This window comes from Microlunatus ginsengisoli (assembly GCF_039537205.1).
GTDB lineage: Bacteria > Actinomycetota > Actinomycetes > Propionibacteriales > Propionibacteriaceae > Microlunatus > Microlunatus ginsengisoli.
This window is the reverse complement of sequence record NZ_BAABAB010000022.1, coordinates 184757-206894: the sequence shown is the minus strand read 5'-3', so window position 1 is coordinate 206894 and position 22138 is coordinate 184757. Positions and strand designations below refer to the sequence as shown.

At 72.7% G+C, this 22138-nt stretch carries 21 protein-coding genes; 10 read left to right on the top strand and 11 right to left on the bottom strand.

The annotated features are described in order from the left end of the window. Window positions 1-2: 2 nt before the first annotated feature. Window positions 3-524 (top strand): 2'-5' RNA ligase family protein, encoded by a 522-nt coding sequence (locus tag ABD747_RS15915; protein WP_344806284.1) that lies wholly within the window; start codon window positions 3-5, stop codon window positions 522-524. A 20-nt stretch (window positions 525-544) separates the two neighbouring features. On the opposite strand, the gene ABD747_RS15910 is transcribed toward ABD747_RS15915, so the two are convergent. Genes ABD747_RS15910 through ABD747_RS15895 form a run of 4 tightly spaced genes read right to left on the bottom strand, consistent with a single transcriptional unit; the run spans window position 545 to window position 6845 of the window. Further along, complete coding sequence (locus ABD747_RS15910; protein WP_344806282.1) at window positions 545-1735, bottom strand: cytochrome P450; 1191 nt, start codon at window positions 1733-1735, stop codon at window positions 545-547. A 32-nt stretch (window positions 1736-1767) separates the two neighbouring features. Continuing rightward, the gene (locus tag ABD747_RS15905) at window positions 1768-2676 is read right to left on the bottom strand and encodes an SWIM zinc finger family protein (protein WP_344806280.1); all 909 of its coding nucleotides are present in this window, start codon (window positions 2674-2676) and stop codon (window positions 1768-1770) included. Continuing rightward, the gene (locus tag ABD747_RS15900) at window positions 2676-5828 is read right to left on the bottom strand and encodes a DEAD/DEAH box helicase (protein ID WP_344806278.1); all 3153 of its coding nucleotides are present in this window, start codon (window positions 5826-5828) and stop codon (window positions 2676-2678) included. The genes ABD747_RS15905 and ABD747_RS15900 overlap by 1 nt, the downstream gene beginning before the upstream one ends. A gap of 45 nt (window positions 5829-5873) precedes the next feature. Next, a complete protein-coding gene (locus ABD747_RS15895) occupies window positions 5874-6845 on the bottom strand; it encodes an NAD-dependent epimerase/dehydratase family protein (protein WP_344806276.1) in 972 nt (323 codons plus the stop codon). A gap of 122 nt (window positions 6846-6967) precedes the next feature. Between ABD747_RS15895 and ABD747_RS15890 the strand changes: the two genes are divergently transcribed. The 4 genes from ABD747_RS15890 (at window position 6968) to ABD747_RS15875 (ending at window position 9504) form a co-directional block, all read left to right on the top strand. Further along, window positions 6968-7375, top strand: coding sequence for a hypothetical protein (locus ABD747_RS15890; RefSeq protein WP_344806274.1), 408 nt, complete (start codon window positions 6968-6970; stop codon window positions 7373-7375). Next, a complete protein-coding gene (locus ABD747_RS15885) occupies window positions 7372-8316 on the top strand; it encodes an NAD-dependent epimerase/dehydratase family protein (RefSeq protein ID WP_344806272.1) in 945 nt (314 codons plus the stop codon). The genes ABD747_RS15890 and ABD747_RS15885 overlap by 4 nt, the downstream gene beginning before the upstream one ends. Window positions 8317-8373: 57 nt before the next feature. After that, window positions 8374-9126, top strand: a complete 753-nt coding sequence (locus tag ABD747_RS15880; protein ID WP_344806269.1) for a DUF4386 family protein — start codon at window positions 8374-8376, stop codon at window positions 9124-9126. Between the two features lie 177 nt (window positions 9127-9303). Next, the gene (locus tag ABD747_RS15875) at window positions 9304-9504 is read left to right on the top strand and encodes a hypothetical protein (RefSeq protein ID WP_344806267.1); all 201 of its coding nucleotides are present in this window, start codon (window positions 9304-9306) and stop codon (window positions 9502-9504) included. A gap of 28 nt (window positions 9505-9532) precedes the next feature. On the opposite strand, the gene ABD747_RS15870 is transcribed toward ABD747_RS15875, so the two are convergent. Next, complete coding sequence (locus ABD747_RS15870; RefSeq protein ID WP_344806265.1) at window positions 9533-10498, bottom strand: helix-turn-helix transcriptional regulator; 966 nt, start codon at window positions 10496-10498, stop codon at window positions 9533-9535. Window positions 10499-10568: 70 nt separating this feature from the next. Here ABD747_RS15870 and ABD747_RS15865 point away from each other — a divergent pair, with 70 nt between their 5' ends. Then, the gene (locus tag ABD747_RS15865; protein WP_344806262.1) at window positions 10569-11693 is read left to right on the top strand and encodes an epoxide hydrolase family protein; all 1125 of its coding nucleotides are present in this window, start codon (window positions 10569-10571) and stop codon (window positions 11691-11693) included. 85 nt (window positions 11694-11778) lie between these two features. Here the strand turns inward: ABD747_RS15865 and ABD747_RS15860 are convergent, their stop codons facing one another. Beyond that, complete coding sequence (locus ABD747_RS15860; protein WP_344806260.1) at window positions 11779-12831, bottom strand: alpha/beta fold hydrolase; 1053 nt, start codon at window positions 12829-12831, stop codon at window positions 11779-11781. Between the two features lie 56 nt (window positions 12832-12887). Between ABD747_RS15860 and ABD747_RS15855 the strand changes: the two genes are divergently transcribed. The 4 genes from ABD747_RS15855 (at window position 12888) to ABD747_RS15840 (ending at window position 17578) form a co-directional block, all read left to right on the top strand. Beyond that, window positions 12888-13649: a 3-hydroxybutyrate dehydrogenase gene (locus ABD747_RS15855; RefSeq protein ID WP_344806258.1), complete on the top strand. Its 762-nt coding sequence runs from the start codon at window positions 12888-12890 to the stop codon at window positions 13647-13649. Next, on the top strand, window positions 13646-14533 hold the full coding sequence (locus ABD747_RS15850; protein ID WP_344806256.1) for an alpha/beta fold hydrolase: 888 nt from the start codon (window positions 13646-13648) through the stop codon (window positions 14531-14533). Before ABD747_RS15855 ends, ABD747_RS15850 begins: the two co-directional genes overlap by 4 nt. A 225-nt stretch (window positions 14534-14758) precedes the next feature. Next, complete coding sequence (locus ABD747_RS15845; RefSeq protein WP_344806254.1) at window positions 14759-16045, top strand: wax ester/triacylglycerol synthase domain-containing protein; 1287 nt, start codon at window positions 14759-14761, stop codon at window positions 16043-16045. A gap of 348 nt (window positions 16046-16393) precedes the next feature. Then, entirely contained in the window at window positions 16394-17578 is a 1185-nt protein-coding gene (locus ABD747_RS15840) for a glycosyltransferase (protein ID WP_344806252.1), read from the top strand. Window positions 17579-17789: 211 nt separating this feature from the next. Here ABD747_RS15840 and ABD747_RS15835 read toward each other — a convergent pair whose 3' ends face one another. The 5 genes from ABD747_RS15835 to ABD747_RS15815 all read right to left on the bottom strand — a co-directional run bounded on the left by ABD747_RS15835 (window position 17790) and on the right by ABD747_RS15815 (window position 22074). Next, the gene (locus ABD747_RS15835; protein WP_344806250.1) at window positions 17790-18707 is read right to left on the bottom strand and encodes a COX15/CtaA family protein; all 918 of its coding nucleotides are present in this window, start codon (window positions 18705-18707) and stop codon (window positions 17790-17792) included. 133 nt (window positions 18708-18840) lie between these two features. Beyond that, complete coding sequence (locus tag ABD747_RS15830) at window positions 18841-19602, bottom strand: ABC transporter permease (RefSeq protein WP_344806248.1); 762 nt, start codon at window positions 19600-19602, stop codon at window positions 18841-18843. Continuing rightward, window positions 19599-20321: an ABC transporter ATP-binding protein gene (locus tag ABD747_RS15825; RefSeq protein WP_425562543.1), complete on the bottom strand. Its 723-nt coding sequence runs from the start codon at window positions 20319-20321 to the stop codon at window positions 19599-19601. The genes ABD747_RS15830 and ABD747_RS15825 overlap by 4 nt, the downstream gene beginning before the upstream one ends. 95 nt (window positions 20322-20416) lie before the next feature. Beyond that, complete coding sequence (locus tag ABD747_RS15820; protein WP_344806246.1) at window positions 20417-20722, bottom strand: MTH1187 family thiamine-binding protein; 306 nt, start codon at window positions 20720-20722, stop codon at window positions 20417-20419. Window positions 20723-20859: 137 nt separating this feature from the next. Then, window positions 20860-22074 carry a DUF480 domain-containing protein gene (locus ABD747_RS15815; RefSeq protein WP_344806244.1) on the bottom strand — a complete coding sequence of 405 codons (1215 nt, stop codon included), beginning with the start codon at window positions 22072-22074 and terminating at the stop codon, window positions 20860-20862. Window positions 22075-22138: the final 64 nt, after the last annotated feature.

Below are 22138 nucleotides of genomic sequence, written 5' to 3'. Positions count from 1 at the left end.
CGGTGGCGCAGTCGATCGAACTGCTGCTGGACGGGCGGGCCGAGGAGGCCGTACGTCGGCAGTGGAACCTGCTCGCCGATGCCGGCATGCCCAGCGAACGGCGTACCGGAGCCGACGAAAACCATCGCCCACATGTGACGCTGTTCGCTGCCGACGCGGTGCCGGAGGCCGCCGAAGCGGCCCTTCCGGGTCTAGTCGCCGAACTCGACCTCGAGCTGCAGATCGGCGCGCTGATGCTGTTCGGTCCCCGCCGCGGGCGGTGCATTCTGGTCCGCCAGATGACCGCCTCGATCCCGCTGCTGGAGTTGCAGGCCCGGGTGGCGCAGGCGTGCGGCGCCGACTCGGCGGGCCAGTTCGGGCCCGGCCGCTGGAGCCCGCACGTGACCCTGGCCCGTCGGGTGCCGCCCGATCGGCTCGGGGCGATGCTGACGACGTTGGGCCGGACCGCCGACACACCGGTGCTCGCCCGGGTCACCGGGTGCCGCCGGTGGGACGGCACCCGGAAGACTGCCTGGTTGCTCTGATGCTTCCTGGGGCCGGCGGTTCAGGCCAGACGGATCATGAACCGGTCGAGGTCGTAGCCCTGCGACACCCGGTTCCACCGGACTCGGGGCGGGCCGTCCGCGACGAGGTCGCGGGTGAAGAGCCGGCTGAGGAAGATCTCGGTCTCCATGATCGCGAGTGGTCCGCCGGGGCAGCGGTGGTGGCCGTCGCCGAAGCTCATCACGACGGGTGGCACCGAGCGGGGGAGGGTCCGTCCCGGGCAGATCGTCGTCGCGTCGTCGCCGACGATGTCGGGGTCGGCGTTGACCTGCCGCAGGCGTACGTCGATCGCGGTTCGGGCCTCGATGGTGACCGGTCCGTCGGGTCCGTCCAGCGTGACCGGTCGGCCGGTGCGTCGCCGGAGGTAGCCGACGACGGGCTCGACCCGGAGCAGTTCCTCCAGCAGGGAGCGGCGCGCCTGCACGTCGGCGGCCCGATAGTGAGCGAGGAGTGCGGTGTCGTCGAGCAGGTGCCAGGCGGCGAGCATGATCAGCTCGCGGGTGGTGGCCATGCCCGCCGCGGCATAGGTCACGCACTCGGTCAGCAGCTCGAGATCGGTGAAGCCGAGGTCGATCAGTTGACTGATGAGGTCGTCTCGGCGCACTCGACGCCGCGCCCGGATCGCCGGTTTCACGTCCAGGTAGTAGAACCGCACGGTCCGGGTGCCCACCTGCGCGGCGCGGAACAGTGCCGCGGGACTGCGCCCGGTGGCCAGCGGATCGCCGTCGAAGAACGCTCCGAGTCGGCGGCTCATCCCGGCCATGGAGGAGTTGGTCAAACCGATCACCCGCGCGGCGACCTGTACCGCCATCGGCATGCTCAGCGTGCTCAGATCGAGCGGCTTGTCGGCGCGCAGCCGGCCGACGAGCCGGTCGGCCAGTTCCTCCATCATCGGCCGGTAACCCTCCACGACCGCCGGCGCGAAGAACCTGGCCGACGCCCGCCGCTGCAGCCGGTGCTGCTCACCCTCCAGGTAGAGGATCGGCGGCCGCATGCCCTTGCTCGGCTGGAAGATCTGGTCCGCGCCGAACCCCGCCTGCCGGGTGCTGTCCGGCTGCCGCAGGAGCTGCCGGGCGAGCTCGAAGGACCGGATCACCCAGGTCGTCTCCCCGTTCCGCTCGATCCGCTCCAGCGCCGGCCCGTCCTCCCGCTCGGCCGGCACCAGCTTGCGCACGGGACACCGCTGCGTCATGCGCCCAGTCTCCGCTCCTCGCCCTGAACCGGTCAGCCCTCACCGCGATCGGCCGCGAACCGGTCGTACGCCTCGCGCAGCGCAACGACCAACCGGTCACCGCCGAGCCCGCCGGACGGGGTCGGGAGCTGCCGCAGGATCAGGCAGGGGTCCACACTGAGCGTGGGTGGCGGTTGCGGCAGGGCCGGTGGCGGCTGCCAGAACCGCTCGCCGTCGATCGACACCGCCTCGGCAGCGGTGGGCTCGATCGGGGTGTCCAGCGCCATCGCGGTGCCGATCGCGGCTCGCGGCGACCCGGTCGTCGGCTCGTCCCCGCTCGGCGTGCCGGACCGATCGCCGCGGAGCTCGCGCAGCCGGCTCAGCAGCTGGTCGCGTTCGCGTCCCCGCCAGCGCAGGATCAGGAACGGGTCGTCGTCGAACGCCTCGGCCAGCAGATAGAACGTGGCGGCGAGATGCTTGCAGGGCAGTCCCCAGTCGGGACAGCTGCAGTCCTGCTCCAGTTCCTCCACGCTGCCGGGAAACAGCGGAGACCCGGCCGCGGCGAAGATCTCCTCCAGCTCCGGTGGCACCTCGCCGGCCAGCAGCTTCGCCGCCGGCAGGGCCTGCTCGGACAGCGCGATCTCAGCCTTGGCCCAGACCAGCTCGCCGAACGGTGCCAGCCCGATCCGCACCTCGTACGGCTGGGCGCGCGAACCCTGCACCCGCGATCGGACCAGGCCGGAGCCGACCTCCAGGGACAGCACCTGACCCTGCCGGGCGTACGTCCTGCCCCGGGTCAGCCGGCTGCCGAGGGCGAACGACTCCAGCACGGCGACGAACCGTTGCGACCACCAGGTGCTGCCGATGGCGCCGCGTGGCGTCCTCGCCTTCAGCCCGCCGGTGACCTTGCGCGGCTTGGACGGCGGGTACCACCGTTCCCGGTCGTCGAAGCGTCGCGCCATCACTCCACCACCGCTCCGGTTTCGAGCCGCAAGAGCGCGGCGAGGTCGTCGGTCGACAGCTCGGTCAGCCACTGCTCACCGGTGCCGACGATCTTCGCCGCGAGGCCGCGCTTGGTGTTGATCATGGCGGCGACCTTCTCCTCGACCGTGCCCGCGCAGACGAACTTTCGCACCTGCACGGAGCGTCGTTGCCCGATCCGGAACGCCCGGTCGGTGGCCTGGTCCTCGACGGCGGGATTCCACCAGCGGTCGACGTGCACGACGTGGTTGGCCGCGGTCAGGGTGAGCCCGGTGCCGCCGGCCTTGAGCGACAGCACGAACAGCGGCGGGGCCCATCGGTCGTCGGACTGGAAGCGGGCCACCAGCTTGTCCCGCGCCGGTTTGCCGACGCCGCCGTGCAGGAACAGCACCTCCCGACCGAACCGGGCGCTCAGGTGGCCGCGCAGCATGGCGCCGAACTCGGCGTACTGGGTGAACAGCAGGGCCCGCTCGTCCGCGGCGAGCACCTCGGTCAGGATCTCGTCGAGACGTTCGAGCTTGCCAGAGCGCCCCGGCAGCCGGCCGCCGTCGCGGAGGAACTGGGACGGGTGGTTGCACACCTGCTTGAGCTTGGTCATGGTCGCCAGCACCAGCCCGCGACGCTCGATCCCCTCCGACTTCTCGATCTTGTCCACCATGTCGTCGACGACGGCCTGGTACAGCGCGGCCTGCTCGGCGGTCAGGTTGCAGACCACGTCCATCTCGAGCTTGTCGGGAAGGTCGGAGATGATCGAGGAATCGGTCTTCACCCGGCGCAGCATGAACGGCGCGGTGTACGTCCGCAGCCGCTCCGCCGCCTCATCGTCGCCATGCCGCTCGATCGGTTCGGCATAACGCTTCTTGAACCCCGTCGCCGTGCCGAGCAGGCCCGGATTGGCGAACTCCAGGATCGACCAGAGGTCGGCGAGCCTGTTCTCCACCGGCGTGCCGGTCACCGCGATCCGTGTCCGGGCAGGGATCGAGCGGATCGCGGTGGACTGCTTGGTGGCGGCGTTCTTGATCGCCTGGGCCTCGTCGACCACGACCCGGCGCCAGCCGACCGCGCGCAGCGCGGCGGCGTCGCGGGCCGCGAGGGCGTACGTCGTGATCACCAGGTCGCTGGCCTCGACGGCGGCGGTGAACGCCTTGCCCCGTGCCCGCTCGGCGCCGTGGTGCACGTGTACCCGCAGCTCCGGAGTGAACCGGGCGGCCTCGCGTTGCCAGTTGCCGACCAGCGACATCGGGCAGATCAGCAGGCTGGGCCGCGGCTCGGCGCCGGCCGGCCGGCCGAGGTCGGCCGACAGCAGGGCCAGCAGCTGGACCGTCTTGCCCAACCCCATGTCGTCGGCGAGGACGCCGCCCAGCCCGGCGCGATCCAGGAAGTCCAGCCAGGACAGGCCTCTGGCCTGATAGGGCCGCAGCGTGCCGGTGAACGACACCGGTGGCTCGACCGGCTCGAGCCGGCGGACGGCGTCGCCGGAGAGCAGCTCGCCGAGCCAGCCGTCGGCGGCGAGTTCGGTGACCGGGAGCTCGTCGTCGTCCACCGCCGTGCCGAGGCCGAGCCGGAGCAGGTCGCCGATGCTCGCCTGCTCGGTCCGGCCGGCGAACCGCAGACCGGCGGCCAGCCGCTTGGCGTCCAGCTCGATCCACTGCCCGCGCAGCCGCACCAACGGCGACTTGGCGGCGGTCAGCTCGGCCAGTTCCTCGGCGGTGAGCACGGCGTCGCCGACGGCGAGGTCGTAGCGGAAGCCGGCCAGCGCGTTCGCACCGAGGGCCGAGCCGACCTCCACCATGCCGGGCTGGCTCGGCGTGGAGGCGGTGATCTTGAGCCCGAGCCGCGACGCCGGATTGCTCCACCACCCCGGCAGCTGGACGCCAAAGCCCGCGGTCGACAGGGTGGGCGCCGCGTCGCGCAGGAAGTCGTGGGCGCCGCCGGTGTCGAGCACCAGCACGTCGGGACGCGCGACCCGAAGCGCGCGGTCCAGCGCCGGATACAGCCGGGCCGCCTTGCCCAGCTCGGCGAGGAACGTCTCCTGCGGCGCGTCCAGCGGGCGGCCCAGGCCGGGCAGGGCATCGCCGCGCGAGGTCCAGATCGCTGTCGCGTCCACCACGGACGTGGGCTCCTCGACGTCCTGCAGGCCGAGCTGGAGCTGCCACTCGTCGGCCTCGGCGGCCGGCTCCGCCAGCCGGAAACACGCGCGTACGTCGCCACCGAGGGCGTCGCGCTGCCAGTCGGCGAGCTGCGCCTCGAGCTCGGCCGCCTCCGCCGGAGCGAGGTCGAGCGACCGTTCCCGGCCGCTCAGGCCGGCCAGCCAGGCGCCGACCGCGGCGCGTTCGGAGCGCGGGCCCACGGAGAGCGAGTGCCGGCCGAGGAGGACCCGGGCGCCGGCGTCGACCAGCGCGTCGAGCAGGTCGGCCCACGCGGTCCGGTCGCCGCCCGCGGCCAGCAGCGCCGGCGGGCTCGCCGCCGCGAGAACGCGGGTCCAGGCCGCGTCGCGACCGGTCAGCACCGGCCGCCAGACGGCCGCCGGAGGATCGGTCAGCAGCGTCGGCAGCAGCCGGCCGCGCCGGACCAGGTCGGCAGCGAAGTCGGCCAGGTCGAGCAGATGGCGGACCGATGCGCCGAGCGCGTCGAAGGAGCGGAGCTCGCTCGCGGCGGACGGACCGTCCGCACCGATACCGCCCGGGACCGGAATCCCACCGATCAGTCGGAGGGCATCGTCGATGTCGATCGCGAGCGCGGGAATGCGCCAGTCCGCCGTCCGCAACGCGCCGGTTTCGGGCGGCAGCGTCTCTCGGATCAGCTCGGGGGAGGGCAGCGGCCCGCCGGCCCGGGTCGGCAGCCGGAGACCAAGATCGTGCGCTGTCGCGTCGACGGCCGCGGGCAGCCGGGCGCGGAGCACGTCGCGGTCGAGCGCGTACGGATGGTCGCGGAGCCGCGGCGGCCGCCCGCGGCCCGCCGGCGCAGCCGCCGGCTTCGCGGAGTCCTCCGCCCAGACGCCGATCCGGCCCACCGCCCCCGCGGAGGCGCCCAGCCAGCAGGCGTGCAGCACCTCCACGGTTGCCCCGACCTTCCTTTGCTCCAAAGCGTCGCGCGGCGCCCGGCCGGACCCGGCACTGTCGGATCCCGGCACCGGGCAGACGGGAAGCCTAGCCGCAGCGTCCGGTGTTGTGGCCGGCTAGCCGACCAGCGGTGCGGCTACCTCGAGCCGGTCGTGGTCGATCAGCCAGCGGATACCGGACAGGGCCGCCGCGTCCGGCTCGAAGGCGGGCCGGTAGCCGAGCAGGCTGCGTGCCTTCTCGATCGAGGCGAACTGGCTGCGCGCCAGATGTTCCCAGCTGGAGTCGGCGAACTCGGGCGTGGTGCCCGCCCGGAACTCCGGCCAGCTGACCGACCGGGTCCGTGCGGTGCGCCCGAACCAGCCGGCGGCGATGGCCAGATAGCCGCGGACGGTGAGGGCCGACGGCGCCACCACGTTGAACGACTGACCGGCCGCCGCAGCCCGGTTCTCGACGGCGAGCTGGAACGCCTGCGCGACGTCGTCGGCGTGAACGTGGTGCATCAGCTCGACGCCCAGACCGGGAACGGCGATCTCCTCGCCGGCGGAGAGCGCGTACCAGACCCTCGGGTCGAGATTGCCGAGCGGGCCGATCGGCACCCAGCCCGGACCGCTGATGTGCCCGGGCTGGAGCACGGTCGAGACCAGGCCGCCGGTCCGGGTCTCGGCCTCGAGCAGCTCGGCGATGGCGGCCTTCTGCGTGCCGTACGCACCAAACGGCGGTGAGCCGTCGTCCTCGCGCATCGGGAGCTTGACGCTCGGTCCGTAGCGCCAGATCGTGCCGCAGTGCAGCAGGTGCCCGGTGTGTCCGCGGAGGGCCTCCACCAGGGCGGTGGCCGAGGCCGGCGTGAAGCAGATCATGTCCACCACGGCGTCGGCCTCGAGCGCCGCGACTCTCGGCCCGAACGTCCCGGCCTCGTCCTCGGCCTCCCGGTCGACCACGACCTGCTCGACGTCGGACCAGGCCTCGTCGTCGACGTACGGCGCGCGGGCACCGCGGCTCAGGGCGACCACCTGATGGCCGGCGCGGACCAACCGGGGAACCAGGAAGCTGCCGACGTGCCCGCTGCCGCCGATCACCACGATGCGCATGACCCCGACACTAACCGTGCGCCCGACAGCTGAACGCGGTCCGGACCGGCGGCCCGGTCGTCGTGCCACCCGTCGTCAGTCGCCGTCAGCGCGTCGTCAGCGCTGTGCGGGACCGTCGTCGCGTGCCCAGCCGAGATCCTCGCCCCGCCGCCGTCGCGGATGATGCCGGACGGTCGGAGTCGTCCCGCGAGCTCGTCGCTCGGGTGATCGCCGGCGACCTCGATGCCGTCGACGCCGTGCTCGCCGCGGCGCCGACCTCGGCCGATCCCGGCGTGCTGGTGGTCGCGGCCGTGCTGTCGGGCGAGCGGGGGTACCTCGATCGGGGAGCCGCCGCCGCGGGCGCTGCCCGCGACCGCCAGCTCGTCGCGCTGGCCGACGCGTTCCTCCGTGGCGACCACGACCTGTTCGACGTGCTGGTGCGCGAGCACCTGGCCGCGTACCCCGATCAGGTGCCGGCGGCCTGGCTGGCCGCGAGGCACTCCGCGTCGCCATCCCGCCGTTTCGTCAACCCAGAAAGGAGTATGTCGTGAGTCACCACGTCGTGTTCGGCACCGGCCAGGTCGGCCGCACCCTGGTCGAGCTGCTCGTCCGGGCAGGGGAGCAGGTGATCGCCGTCAACCGAACCGGACGCGGCGACCTGCCCGGCGCCCGGGTCGTCGCCGCCGACGCCACGGATCCGGTCGCCACCACCGAGCTCTGCCGGAACGCCGACATCGTCTACTTCTGCCTGAACGCCTCTCGCTACGACCGGTGGGCCGAGGAGTTCCCGCCGCTGCAGCGCGGCGTGCTCGCCGGCGCCGCGGCGGCCGGTGCCCGGCTCGTGGTGCTGGACAACCTGTACGCGTACGGCCCGTCCCACGGTCGCCCGCTGGTCGAGACCGCGGCGGACAACCCGACCTCGGCCAAGGCGGCCACCCGGGCGGCGATGACCCGCGAGCTGCTCGGCGCCCAGCGGGCCGGCCGGGTCGAGGTGGCCATCGGTCGCGCGTCGGACTACTTCGGTCCGGGTACGACTCAGTCGGCCCTGGGCGAGGCGATCTTCGGCTCGGCCGTCCGGGGCGCGACCGCCCAGCTGATGGGCGATCCGGACCAGCCGCACAGCTACTCCCACACCCCCGACGTCGCGGCTGCGCTGATCGCGTTGGGCGGCGCAGCCGGGGCCACCGGTCAGGTCTGGCACCTTCCGGTCGCACCGGCGCTCACCACCCGGAGCGTCGTCGAGCAGGTCTACGACCTGGCCGGACACCGACCGCGGCTGCTCGCCGCCGGACGTACCGCTCTGCGTGTGCTCGGGCTGGTCAGGCCGGAGCTGCGCGAATACCTGCACACGCTCTACCAGTTCAGCGAACCGTGGGTCGTCGACGACACCAAGTTCCGGCGTGCTTTCGGGAACCTGGCCACCCCGATGGCGGACGCCCTGGCCCACACCGTCGCCTGGTACCGGGACCGCGCCACCGTGCCCGTCCCCTAACGCACGAACCCGAAACACCGACCAACCCGAACCACCGATCACACTCGAGGAGCAGCCATGACCAGCCGAAACGCCCAGACCCCGGGCTCGGACACCACGATCAGCACGAACTTCCCCGGCGCGACCCGGGACTCCACCGCGCGCCGCGACGCGCGCCTCGCCGGCGGCGCGCTCGGCCTGGCCGCCCTGCTGGCCATCGCCGGATTCACCGCGCTCGGCTCGATCTTCCAGTACCCACAGATCCTGGCCGAGCCGGTCGACGACATCCTCGCCCTGTATCGGGCACACCAGGGCGCGGTGATGTTCTGGTTCGGCGTGCTGGCCGTCAGCGCCGGGCTGATGGCGCCCGCCGGGATCTGGATCGGCCGGCTGGCGGCAGGGCGGCTGGGTCGGGCGGTCGCGGTCGTCGGTGTCGCGGCGGCTCTGGTCCAGGTGGTCGGCCTGCAGCGCTGGCTGACCATCGTCCCGGGGATCAGCGCGGCCGCGCTCGACCCGGCCCGGCACGCGGCCGCGGTCGAGAGCTTCAGCCGGTGGCACACCATTTTGGGCAAGGCGATCGGCGAGACGCTCGGCTACGCGTTGACGGCCACCTTCACCGTGCTGGTCGTCGTCGCGCTGCGCCGGCTCGGCCTGCCGCGATGGCTGGCCGTGACCGGTGTCGCGGCGGCCGTGCTGATCGCCACCGGCGTCGTCATCCCGGTCGTGGCGGCGGCCAGCCTGAGCAACTTCGCCGGGTACGTGGTGTGGTGTCTCTGGTTGCTCGCGGTCGCCGTGATCTTGATCCGCGGTCGGCGGGCTGCGACCGCCTGATCGGGCCTGGGGGGCGACTCCGGCTGGTAACGAATCGATCCCAACCGGCGCAGGTGTTGAGCGGACCGGCTCGGCGACGAATAGTTGAGCTATAGACCACAGCCCCCGAGACTGCTCGGCGGCGCGCTTGGGTGACTCTCGGACTGTGCCTACCAACCGAACTGGAGGCAATCGAGGATGAGCACAGCAGCGATCGTCTGGATCGTCGTCGCCGTGGTCGTGATCGCGGTCGTCGTGACCGTGTTCGTGCTGCGGGCACGCCGTCAGCGGGCCACGGCCAGCCACCGGATGGGGCTTCCCGAGCTCGGCGCCCTGTCCACCGACGGTCTGGACAAGGCGCACGCGACCGGGCAGGCCAAGCACCCGACCGAGACGTAGCGCTCCAGATCGGGCTCGCGTCGGTGGCCTACTCCGGTGCCGCGCGGATCGCGCGCGCATAGCGGTCCGAGACGACCCGTAATGCCTCGACCAGCTCGGCCGGCTCGGTGACGCTGAAGTCCAGCCCGAGCATGCCGATGTAGGCGGCGACCGTCTCGACGCTGTCCGCGCCGGTGACCAGGACGCAGGTCGCGTCGTCGATCGCCTCGACCACGCCCACCGTCGGGTTGATCCGGCGCAGCACCTCGTCGGCGGGCGCCGCCACGGTGATCCGCGCGTGCACGCTCCAGCCGGCCGCTGCGGTCGTCCGCAGCACGAAGCCGGGGTAGTCGCCGCCGGGGAGCTCGGTCGGCGTGAACCGCCGGCCGCCCGGCGTCCGCGGCTCGATCCAGTCCAGCCGGAGGCTCTGCCACGATCCCGTTCGCGGGTCCCGGGCCACGACGTACCAGCGGCGCTGCCAGCTGACCAGGCGGTACGGCTCGACCTGCAGCCGCTCGTCCGCTCGGTAGATCAGCCGGAGCTCCTCGTGGTCCCGGATCGCCGCCGCCACGGCCAGCAGCGTGCCGGGTGTTACCTCCGGGTCGGGCGCGTTGCTGCCGGTGTTCTCCGGTCCGGTCTGCACCGCCTCGCGGACGGTGGCGACCTGGCGCCGCAGCCGGTGCGGGAGCACCGCCTCCAGCTTGGCCAGCGCACGAGCGCCGGTCTCCTCGACCCCGGCCATCCCGGTGATGGCGCGCAGGCCGACCGCGACGGCGACCGCCTCCTCGTCGTCCAGCAGCAGCGGGGGCATCTTGGCGCCGACGCCGAGCCGGTAGTGCCCGGCGGGCCCCCGGACCGCCTCCACCGGATAGTCCAGTTCGCGCAGCCGGTCGATGTCGTTGCGCACCGTTCGCGGGGTGACGCCGAGTCGCTCGGCCAGCTCCGCGCCGGTCCAGTGCGCGCGCGACTGCAGCAGGCCCAGCAGGGCGAGCAGGCGGCCGGAGGTGCTCTGCATCGACAACTTCCTCGAGATCGTCGCTCTAATGCGGAAGGAAACGTACCTAATTGCACCCTACCGTCGAGACATGACGAACACCGAGACCGGCACCATCCGCCCCTTCACCATCGCCGTCCCGCAGGACGCTCTCGACGACCTCCACCACCGGCTCGAGCACACCCGCTTCCCGGCGGAGGCGCCCGCCGACAGCTGGGACTACGGCACCCCGGTCTCGTACCTGCGCCGGATGGTGGCCGCCTGGCAACGCTTCGACTGGCGCGCCCAGGAGGCGCGGATGAACGCCGTGCCCAACTTCGTCACCGAGATCGACGGTCAGACCGTCCACTTCGTGCACGTGCGCTCCGCCGAGCCCGAGGCGACCCCGCTGCTGCTCGCCCATACCTACCCCGGCTCCTTCGTCGAGTTCATCGAGCTGATCGACCCGCTGGTGAACCCGGTCGCGCACGGCGGCCGGGCCGAGGACGCGTTCCACCTGGTGATCCCGTCGATGCCGGGCTTCGGCTTCAGTACGCCGTTGGTCGGCGACGGCTGGACGATGGCGAAGGTCGCGCGGACGTACGACGCGCTGATGCGGCGGCTGGGCTACGACAGTTACGGGATCCACGGCAGCGACGGCGGCGCGATGGTCGGGCGCGAGCTGGCCGTGCTGGACCCGCCCGGGTTCCTGGGCGCGCACGTGCTGCAGCTGTTCTCGTTCCCGTCGGGCGACCCGAGCGAGTTCGAGGCCTTCGGACCGAAGGAGTACGCCGCGCTCGAGTTCGCCGGCTGGTTCGCGTCGGTGGCCGGCTACAACCAGATGAACGGCACTCGGCCACAGACGATCGCCGCCGCATTGTCGGACTCACCGGTCGGCCAGCTGGCCTACAACGAGTTGTTCGAGAGCTTCGGCAACGGCACCAGCCGGGTGAGCGAGGAGCAGGTGCTGACCCAGGTGTCGCTGTACTGGCTGACCAACACCTCCGCCACAGCCGTGCGATACCACTACGCGGAGGCGCACTCCGGTGCCGAGCCAACCGTCAGCACGGGCCGGATCGGGGTGGCCGTCTTCGCCCACGACTTCCAGACCATCCGGCCGCTGGCCGAGCGGGACAACGCCAACATCGTGCACTGGTCCGAGCTCGACGGCGGCGGCCACTACGCCGCGCTGGAGGCGCCGGACGTGCTGGTCGGCGATCTGCGGACGTTCTTCTGATAGGTCTGCCGACAGTGGAGTAGATCCTTCGGGTTACTCGACCGAGGATCTACTCCGCTGTTCCGATCCGGGCGGCTGGGCGGGCTCAGACTCGGGCCAGCAGGTCCAGCAACGCGGTCCGCACGGCGTCGGGATGCTCGAGATGGGCGGAGTGCCCGCAGTTTTCGACGGCGATCTCCTCGTACGATCCACCGGCGAGGACGTACCGCTCGAAGACAGCGCGGGTCTGGCTGACCATCGGTTGCGGCGGGGCCACGTCGGGCCCCGGCCAGCCGGGAATCACGCCGAGCTGGCCGAGGTAGTTCAGGTCGAACAGCGAGGTGTCGGAGACGATCACGTCGTCGACGCCGTGGATCCACAGGATCGGTGGCTTCGGCTCGAGGTCGACCAGCCCGGTCAGGTTCAGGTTCGTCGGCGCCATCGTGTTCAGCACACCACGGGTGCCGGGAGCGAAGCCGGGCCAGTTCTCGCTGCCGACGCTGTCGCCGGGGTAGTTGTCGACGCCGGTCTTGGTGCTCAGCATCGAGGTCACCCACAGCTCGTCGAAGGGGCTGGTGAAGCCCGGTTTAACGTACGTCCCGAGATAGGTGTTGCGGGGTGAGGTGGGGGCGTCCGCGCCGCGGTCACCGGACTCCAGCCGGGCCACGAAGTCCGGGTTCGCGCCGCCGCCGCCGGTGCCGGCGGCGTCGGGGGTGAGCAGGCTCCCGTCCAGCGCGGTGCCGCCGAAGCCGTACGGCGACACCGGCGAGATCAGCGTCAGGCCGGCCACCGGATGGTCCAGCGCGTACTGCATCACGACCCCGCCGCCCATGCTCCAGCCGACCAGGTGCGGAGTCGCCAGCCCGAGTGCGGCGACCACCTCGGCCACATCGTCGCTGAAGTCGGACAGCCCGCGGGTCGCGTTCACCGGCGCGGTCTCGGAGTCGCCGAAGCCGCGCAGGTCTACAGCGTAGGCGTCGATCGCGGCCGGCAGCGACAGCATCAGCGGCTGCCAGAACAGCGCCGACGAGCAGTTGCCGTGGACGAAGACGAGCGGGGTCCCGCCCGGTTCGACCTCGCTGCGATACAACACGTTGCTGGTCAGCCGGGAGGTTTCGACGGCCCGGGCGGCGATGCCCGGCAACAGATCGGTGCTCACGGGCCGGATCGTATCCAGCCGGCACGGCAGTTCGGCGGCGCGGCAAGATGTCGATCATGACAACTTCCGACATCGCGGCGCTGGCCGGACGGTCGGCGCTGGTCACCGGGGGCGCGAGCGGGATCGGGGCGGCGATCGCGCGCCGATTGTCCTCGCTCGGCGCGCACGTGACCATCGCGGACCTCGATCCGGCCGGTGCGCGTGCGGTGGCCGACGAGATCGGCGGGGACGTCTGGGTGGTGGACCTCTCCGACCCGGGGACGGTGGACGGGCGCACGATCGACGTGGACGTACTGGTCAACAACGCCGGTATCCAACGGGTCAGCCCGATCCCCGAGTTCGAGCCGGAGGCGTTCCACCGGATCCTGATGATCATGGTCGAGGCGCCGTTCCGGCTGATCCGGGCCGCGCTGCCCGGGATGTACGACCGCGGCTTCGGCCGGGTGATCAACATCTCCTCGGTGCACGGGCTGCGGGCCTCGGAGTTCAAGTCCGCGTACGTGACCGCCAAGCATGCGCTGGAGGGGCTGTCCAAGACGACCGCGCTGGAGGGTGGGCCGCACGGGGTGACGAGCAACTGCGTCAATCCCGGTTACGTCCGGACGCCGCTGGTGGAGAAGCAGATCGCCGACCAGGCGCGGATCCACGGGATCGAGGAGTCCGCGGTGGTGGAGACGATCATGTTGGCCCACAACGCGATCAAGCGGCTGGTCGAGCCGGACGAGGTCGCCTCCTTGGTCGGCTGGCTGGCCGGCCCGGACGCGGCGATGGTGAACGGTGCCTCGTACACGATGGACGGCGGGTGGACGGCGCAGTGAGCACGTACGAACGGTTCACGGTGCCGGTGGACGGCGGCGAGCTGACGGTCGGCGGCTGGGGTCCGCCGGGTGCGCCGACGGTGGTGTTGATCCACGGGATCACCTCCAACCATCTCAGCCTCGCCGTCGTGGCGGAGGCACTGCCGGAGTTCCGGGTGCTGGCGCCGGACCTCCGCGGCCGCGGCCGGAGCAGCGTGCTGCCGGGTCCGTGGGGGATGGCCCGGCACGCGGCGGACGTGATCGCCCTGATCGAGAACGCCCCGATCGACAACGCGGGGCCGGTGGTACTGGCCGGGCACTCGATGGGCGGGTTCGTGGTGACCGAGGTGGCCAGGACCAGACCGGATCTGGTGCGCGGTGTGGTGCTGATCGACGGCGGATTGCCGCTGGTGCTGCCGGCCGGGCTCGACCTCGCGACGGTGGCGGAGCAGGGGTTGGGGCCGGCGATGGCGCGGCTGCGGAGGACGTTCCCGAGCCGGTCTGCGTACCGCGAGTTCTGGCGCCCGCACCCCGCGCTCGACCCCGCCTGGGGCACCGCGATCGAGACCTATCTGGACTACGACCTGGTCGGCGACGAGCCGGAGCTCAGGTCGTCGGTAGTGGCCGAGTCGGCGCTGCAGGATCTCGCGGACGAGTTCGTCCGGCCGGATGGCGGCGGTCTGTTCGGGGCCTTCGCTGGACCGGCCCGGCTGCTGCTGGTCGACCGCGGGCTGATGAACGAGCCGCCCGGGCTGTACCCGCCGGCCGAGCGGGAGCGTTGGGCCGCCGCCGAGCCGGGTCTGGTGATGGAGACCGTGCCGGACCTGAACCACTACACGCTGGTGCTCCGCCCGGACGGCGTGGCCCGGGTCGCCGCCGCCGTCCGCGCCGTCGCCCATCCCTGAGCTCCGCCGGCCACTCCTGGGCCCCCGGCCCCCCGGGCGCGGAAACTGTGCGCGTATTGCATCGACACGCCGAGCGCGACTGCGATAGCTGCACAGTTTCGCCGGGGGAGGCGGGATCTTGCCCGGGCGGCGGCGGGCTCTCGCGGCCGGTTTGCGACCAGCTTCCTGGGCCTGAGGGACCGAGGACCCTGGTGGACACCCCGCGGCGCGATGTCCGCTGGAGTCGTGACAGCGCCCGCGACGACACGGCTGGGCCCGGGCGACCGCACGGTCCTCGCCACCGACCGCGGTCCGGCACCGATGAACATCGCGGCATTGATCGAACTCGACCCCTGCGGGTCGGTGTCGCCCGCCACGATCACCGGCCTCCTGCTGGACCGGATCGGACGGGTGCCTCGGCTGCTGCAGCGGCTCGACCGGCCCGGATGGCCGCGGTCGCCGCGCTGGGTGGACGACGCTCGATTCGATCTCGACCGGCAGCTGGCAACCGCTCACTGGCCGTCGCCCGGCGGGCGAGCCGCCCTGCTGGATCTGGCCGCCGACCTCGCGACGCGCCGGTTACCCCACGATCGGCCGGTGTGGTCGGCGACGCTGGTGCTGCGCGACGACGGCACGGTCGGCGCGTTGGTGATCGTGCTGCACCACGTGCTGACCGACGGGCTCGGCGGCCTGGCGGTTCTGGCGGCGCTCGCCGACCCACCTGATCGGCCCTTCCCGACGCGGCCCGCGGCTTCGCCACCGGATCGGCCCTCGGCTCGACCTCCCCGTGCGCGCGCCGCCGTGTCCGGTCTGCGTGAGCTGGGTCTGATCGGCCGCGGACGTCCCCGGTTGGCTGCGAGGACCTGGCTGAACGTCCCGACCGGCCCGCGGCGCCGGGTCGCGGTCGCCGAGGTGCCGCTCGCGGAGGTGGTCGCCGCTGCCCGGCTCGCCGGCGGAACCGTGAACGACGTGGTGCTCGCCGCGGTCACCGGCGCGCTGGCGCGGACCATCGGGCTGCGGGGCCCGACCCCGGATCGGCTGGTCGTGTCCGTGCCGGTTTCCGGCCGCCGTACGGCCACTGCCGGTGAGCTCGGCAACGTCACCGGCGTCCGGGCCGTCGCCGTACCCACCCTGACCGACGACGCCGCCCGGCTGGCCGCGATCGTGTCGCTCGGCCGGGACATCGGGGGCGTCCCGCGGGCCTCCTCCAGCGGCCCGCTCGGCGTCGCCTTCCGGCTGCTCGCCCGCGTGGGTCTGTTCCGGCTCTTCATCGACCACCAGCGCTTCGTCCACACCTTCGAGACCAATCTCCGCGGGCCGGGCGAGCGGCTGCGGCTGGCCGGTTCGGCGGTGCGCGGCATCGTGCCCATCACGGTGGCGCCCGGCAACGTGGCGGTCAGCTTCGCCACCCTGTCGTACGCCGGCACGCTCGGGATCACCGTCGTCGCCGACCCTGACGTGCTCGCCGATCCTTGGATCGTCGCGACCGAGCTGAGCGCGAGCCTCCGTGAGCTGACCCGCACCCGGTTCTGACCAGGTTGTCCGCCACCCCTCGGAACGGAAATCGCCCGCCCCCCGGAACGGGAAACCCCCCGACCCCGGAACGGGAACCCCCCCCGACCCGGAACGCGGAACCTCCGACCCCGGAACGTGAAACTGTGCAGGTGTTGCATCGACACGCCGGCGAAGCATGCAACAGCTGCACACTTTCCTGGGCCGAGCGGGGCAGGCTGGCCGAGCGGGCAGGCAGGCCGAGCGGGGCAGGAGACCGGGGCGGCGGGCCGAGCGGGGCGGCCCGAGTGGGACGAGCCGGGCTGAGCGAGTGGGGAGACTAGGGCGGGCCGGGCGAGCCGGGCTGAGCGGGCGGGCAGACTGGGGCGGGTGCGGATCTTCTTCGCGGCGGCGCCGGCGTACGGCCTGATGCTGCCGATCGTCCCGCTGATCTGGGCGGCCCGAGCGGCCGGGCACGAGGTGCTGCTCGCCACCGCCGGCGAAATGGCCGAGGTCGGCGCCGAGGCCGGCCTGCCGGTCGTCGACGTCCATCCGGACCGGGAGCGCTGGGCCGCGCTGATGGGCCTGATCGGCCGACCCGATGCGGTACCGGCGGGATCCCCGCCGGAGATCGTCGCGGCCAGCCGGCAGCGACCGCCGTTCGCGATGTTCTGCGCGGTGATGACCGAGCCGACCATCGCGGCCGCGCGGGCGTTCGAGCCCGACCTGATCGCCTACACCGGTGACCACCTCACCGGCACCCTCACCGCCTCCGTGCTCGGTCTGCCTGCGCTCGAGATCGGCAACCGGGTCGGATGGTCCTCCCGCGACGCCGGCTGGCGGGCTCGGGGCAACCCGTTCGGCGGCGAGGACGTCGCTGGACCGCTCCGCGCCCGGCTGGGCATCCCGGACGACCCGCCGCGACTCGTCGCCCGGATCGACCCGCGCGCCCCGAGCATGGGCGGGCTGGCTGCCGACCAGCCGGACGACGTCGACCAGGTTCCGTGGTGGCCGATGCAGTACGTGCCCTATAACGGCGGGACCGTGCTCCCGGCCTGGGCGCTCGAGCCGCAGCCGCGGCCGATGATCGGAGTCACCCTGGGCACCGTCGTCCCGTCGGTGAGCGGGACGAGCAGTCTCGGAGTGGTGGTGGAGGCGCTCGCCGACCTCGACGTCGATGTGGTGCTGGCGGCCGGCAAGGCGGACCTGAGCGGGCTGGGGCAGCTTCCCGAGAACGTCCGCTCGGTGGGCTATCTGCCGCTGTCGGCCTTCCTGCCGCGGTGTGCGGTGCTGGTGCACCACGGCGGATCGGGTACGACCGCGGCGCCGCTGTTCTACGGCGTGCCGCAGCTGGTGCTGCCGGCGTTCGCCGACAACCCGCTGTCCGCGCAGCGGGTCGTGGACCGCGGCGTGGGGCTGTCCCACGACCCGGCCACGATCGACCCGCCGACAGTCCGCGGGCTGGTCGACCGGCTGCTGCACGAGCCGGTCTTCCGCGGAGCCGCGGAGGACGTACGCGCCGAGATCGCCGCCATGCCCACCCCGGCCTCGATCACCCAGCGCCTGTTCGCCTGACACCGCCCCACCCAACACCCACCCCGGTCGCGGAAAGTGTGCGGCTGTTGCAGCGACACGCCGGCCGGCGACGCAACAGCCGCACAGTTTCCATGGGCGGGTGAGGAGGCGGGCGGGTGACGAGGCGGGCGGGTGACGAGGCGGACGGGCGGCGGGGGAGAGGGCCGCCGGGGGCGAAGGCGCCGGGGGAGAGGGCGGGCAGGGCCCTGCGTCAGCGCGGGACGGTGTCGGTGACGGCGTCGGGGCGGACCGATCCGGAGCGGTCATCGCCCGCGCGGCCGGTGACCGACAGCATCAGGTTGGTCGCCGCTGCGATGGCCAGCGCGGCCCCGAGCAGGTGCAGCAGCACGAGACCGATCGGCAGCCCGAGGTGATACTGGCTCAGCCCGATCCCGGCCTGCACCACCTCGACCGCGAGCAGCAGCAGCGACGGGGTGTTGCGGACCACGAACACCGCGCCGAAGGTGGCCGCGATGGTCAGATAGACAGCGATCGCGTGAATGTGGGAGACCAGCGCCGGGTCGAAGCCGGTCCGGACCGAGTGCTCGTCGCCGGCGTGCGGGCCGCTGCCGGTGACCACCGTGCCCAGCCAGACCGCGATCCACATCCCGACGAACGCGATCCGGGCGAACCGCACCCCCCAGGGCGATGCCGGTGCAGCGCCCAGCGCCCAGGTCAGCCGGACCAGCCAGACGGCGAGGGCGACCAGCACCAACGACAGCAGCAGGTGGATGGCCACCACGAACGGGTTCAGCTTGGTCAGCACCGTGATGCCGCCGACCACGCCCTGGGCCGGGATGCCGAGCGCCATCCCAGCGGTGAGCCAGCGCAGCCGCCGGTCCCGTGGCCGGTAGAGCATGGCGCTGACCCAGGTCAGCACAGCGATGACGATCAGCACGAAGGTGAGCATCCGGTTGCCGAACTCGATCGCCCCGTGGATGCCGAGGGCCGGATGACTGACATAAGAGTCGGACGTACAGCGCGGCCAGGTCGGACAGCCCAGGCCGGAGCCGGTGAGCCGGACCAGGCCGCCGGTGACCACCAGCGCGATGTTGGCCACCAGGCTGGCGATCGCCCACCGCCGCAGCGCGCGCGGCGCCCCGACCACCCGGAGAGCTGGGTGGGTCACGGGCGAAGCCTCTCGGGAGTGGGGAGCGAACTCTGGCGACACGTCTTTCCGTCGTCGGAATTCGCGACGACGGAGCCAGACTTCGCGCAGGCCGTGGCCGACGCGGAGCGCGGAGCGCGGCCATCGAACACAGTCATGACATCCATCGGAATCCTCTCCGGGCCGCCACGCCGGCGAGAACGGTCCAGACCAGCAGCACGACCAGCGGCCAGCCGAGCGCGATCCCGACCGCGCCGGCGCGGAACGTCTCGCCCAGCGCCGCCGTCGGCAGCAGCTCCAGCACCGGCCGGACGGCCGCCGGATAGCGGTTCACCGGAAGCAGCAACGCCCCGCCGGCGAGACCGATGACATAGATCACGTTCGCCAGCGCGAGGGTCGCCTCGGCCCGCAGCCGCCCGGCCAGCAGCAGTGCCAGCGCGCCGAAGCAGGCAATGGCGAGCACGCCCGCAACGACCGAGACCAGCAGCGACGCGGCCGACCACGCGGGCCGCCAACCGAGGGCGAGCGCGACCAGGGCCAAGACGAGCACCTGGCCGACCGCAATCAGGCCGACGCTGATCGCCTTGCCGGTCAGCAGTCCGCTCCGCCCGAGCGGGGTGGCGGCCAGCCGTTCCAGCACGCCGTAGCGCCGCTCGAACCCGGTCGCGATCGCCAGGGACGTGAACGCCGACGACCACAGCGCGAGCGCGAGCACCGACGGCGCCAGCACCGACAACTCGCCGAACGCACCACCCAGGATCCGGCCGAGCACCAGGATCCCGATCGGGATCACCAGTGCCAGCAGCAGTTGCTCGCCGTTGCGGACCAACAGCTTCGCCTCGGTCAGGGCGTGCACCCGGACCCGTTGCCCGGCAGGCGCAGCGCCCGGGGCGGGGCTGAGATCGAGCGCGGTCACCGGCCGGCCTCCGCGTGGGTATGCCGCAGGAAGACGTCCTCCAGCGAGGTCCCGTCGGCGGTCAGGTCGGCGACCGTACCGCTCACCGCGACGCGTCCGCGGTCGACGATGACGACCTCGTCCGCGAGCGCGGCGGCCTCGTCCATGGCGTGGGTGGTGAGGACGACGCTCACCCCGGAGGCCCGGAGTTCGCGGACCAGGTCCCAGCTGGTCCGTCGGGCGTGCGGGTCCAGCCCGGCGGTCGGCTCGTCCAGGAAGACCAGCTCCGGCCGGCCGACCAGGGCGCCGGCCAGGTTCACGGTCTGCTGCTGGCCGCCCGAGAGCCGCCGGTAGGGGATGTCCGCGTACGTCCCGATGCCGAGCCGCTCGATCAGCGCTTCGACGGGCAACGGGTGGGCGTACAGCCCGGCGAGGTAGCGCAGCAGGTCCGCCGCCCTGATTCCGGACCAGGCGCCGGTGCTCTGCGGCATCAACCCGACTCGAGCGGTCACCGCCGGGGTGCCCGGCCGTTCGGCCAGCACCCGGAGCGAGCCGCCGCTGGGCGCGATCAGCCCGGTGCAGCACCGCAGGAACGTCGTCTTGCCGGCCCCGTTGGGCCCGAGCAGCGCGGTGACCCGTCCTCGATCCGCGCGCAGCGACAGCCCGCGCAGCACCTCGGTCGACCCGAAGCGGACGGTGACCGCGTCGGCGGCGACGACCGGGTCGGAGTTGGGCGGCACCGGAGCAGTTTAGGACGCCGCGGCGACGGATCCGAGCCAGCGAGGCGCTGCGGAGACGCCCACCCAGGCGTACGTCGCCGGCTCGCCGATCTCCCTCAGCCGTTCCCGCCGGCCAGGGCGTCCTCGACCCGCCGGACCTTCGCGCTCAGCTGGCCGGTGTAGCCCGGCCGGATGTCGGCCTTGAGCACCAGCGACACCCGCGGCGCGGAGGCGGCCAGCGCGTCGACACAGTCCTTGATCACCGCCATCACCTCGTCCCACTCGCCCTCGATCGTGGTGAACATCGAGCTGGTCTCGTTGGGCAGGCCGGACGCGCGGACGATCCGGACGGCCTCGGCGACGGCGTCGCCGACCGACGCGTCACCGGTACCGCTGGGAGCTATCGAGAAGGCCACGAGCATCTGGTCATTCTCTCCCCGATCCCGCCTGGTCGGTCCGGCGCCTCCGGTCGCGAGTTTGACGCGAATCTGCCGCTCGAACGGCTTCCAGGTCGTTTTTCGCCTCGAAACGGCGATCGAGCGGCGGAAACGCGTCAAGCTCAGGTCGCGCGGTAGCCGCGGAGGTACAGGCGCTGGGTCTGGGCCTCGGTCCGCAGCGGGCTGCGGACGTACCACTCGAGGTCGGTCAGCCCGGCCGCCTCGGCGGCCATCACCACCGCGTCGCGGTCGTGCAGCACGAAGTCGAGATCGGTCGGCTCACCCCACAGCTCGCCGGGATGCTCGACCGCGTTGCCGACGTGGGTGGCCAGCGCCAGCACCCCGCCGCGGCGCAGCACCCGGGTCAGCGCGCTGATCGTCGGGCCGAGCTCGGACGCGGCCAGGTGGACGAAGGCGTACCACCCGGTGACCAGCGACCAGCCCGGGTCGCGCGGGTCGCCGCCGCGCGGCATCGGCGGCACCGTGAAGCTGCCCTGGCTGAAGGTCACCTCGGGGAACAGCTCGCGCGCCTGGACGAGCATCGCCGCCGAGAAGTCGAGCCCGGTCATCGCCGTGCCCCGCCCGGCGAGATAGCCGGCAACCTGCCCCGGACCGCAGCCGACGTCGAGGCCCTGACCGTCGCCGGCGTCGGCGGCCAGCCGGTCCAGGAACCACCGATCGAACGGCTTCTCGTCCAGCTCGTCGCCGAGCGCGACGGCGTACGTCTCGGCCAACCGGTCGTACTCCGCCACCACCTTGCGGTCCCGCACCACGGCACCGCCGGCCAGCACCTGCTCCCGGTCGACGGCCGGTTCGGGCGCGGCGGCCTCGACCGGCTCGGCGCCCAGCAGCTGGGTCCACCGGCGGTCCCGCTGCCCGGGCTGGCGATCGAGCTCGGCGACCAGCGGCGGGTCCAGCGCCGCCATCTCGCGGAGCACCTCCTCGACGCCCTCCTTGTCGGCGTAGACGAGGATCCGCTCGACCCGGGTGAACAGCTCGCCGGGGGTCTGCGGACCGCGCAGCAGCAGCACGGTGAGCAGCGCCGCCCGCTCCTCGTCCAGCTCGAGCCGCTCCTCCAGCCGCTGGTGGTATTTCACCACCCGCAGGCCGGTCGGCTTGACGAACCGGACCAGCTCACGGTCGCGCAGCCGGTTCAGCGCGTCCAGCACCGTCGCCTCGTCGTAGTTGGTGACCGGGTCGCGGCTGGTGGTCTGGTTGCACGCCGTCCGCAGCGCGTTCATCGAGAGCGGGTACGTGTCGGGCACCGTGCGTTGCTTCTCCAGCAGGGCCCCGAGCACCCGCCGTTCGACCGGATCGAGCACCGGCAGATCAGCCACGGGCTCAGCCTGTCACAGCGCGATTCCCGCCAGTTGTCAGGTTCTCGGCGAGCCATAGCACGCT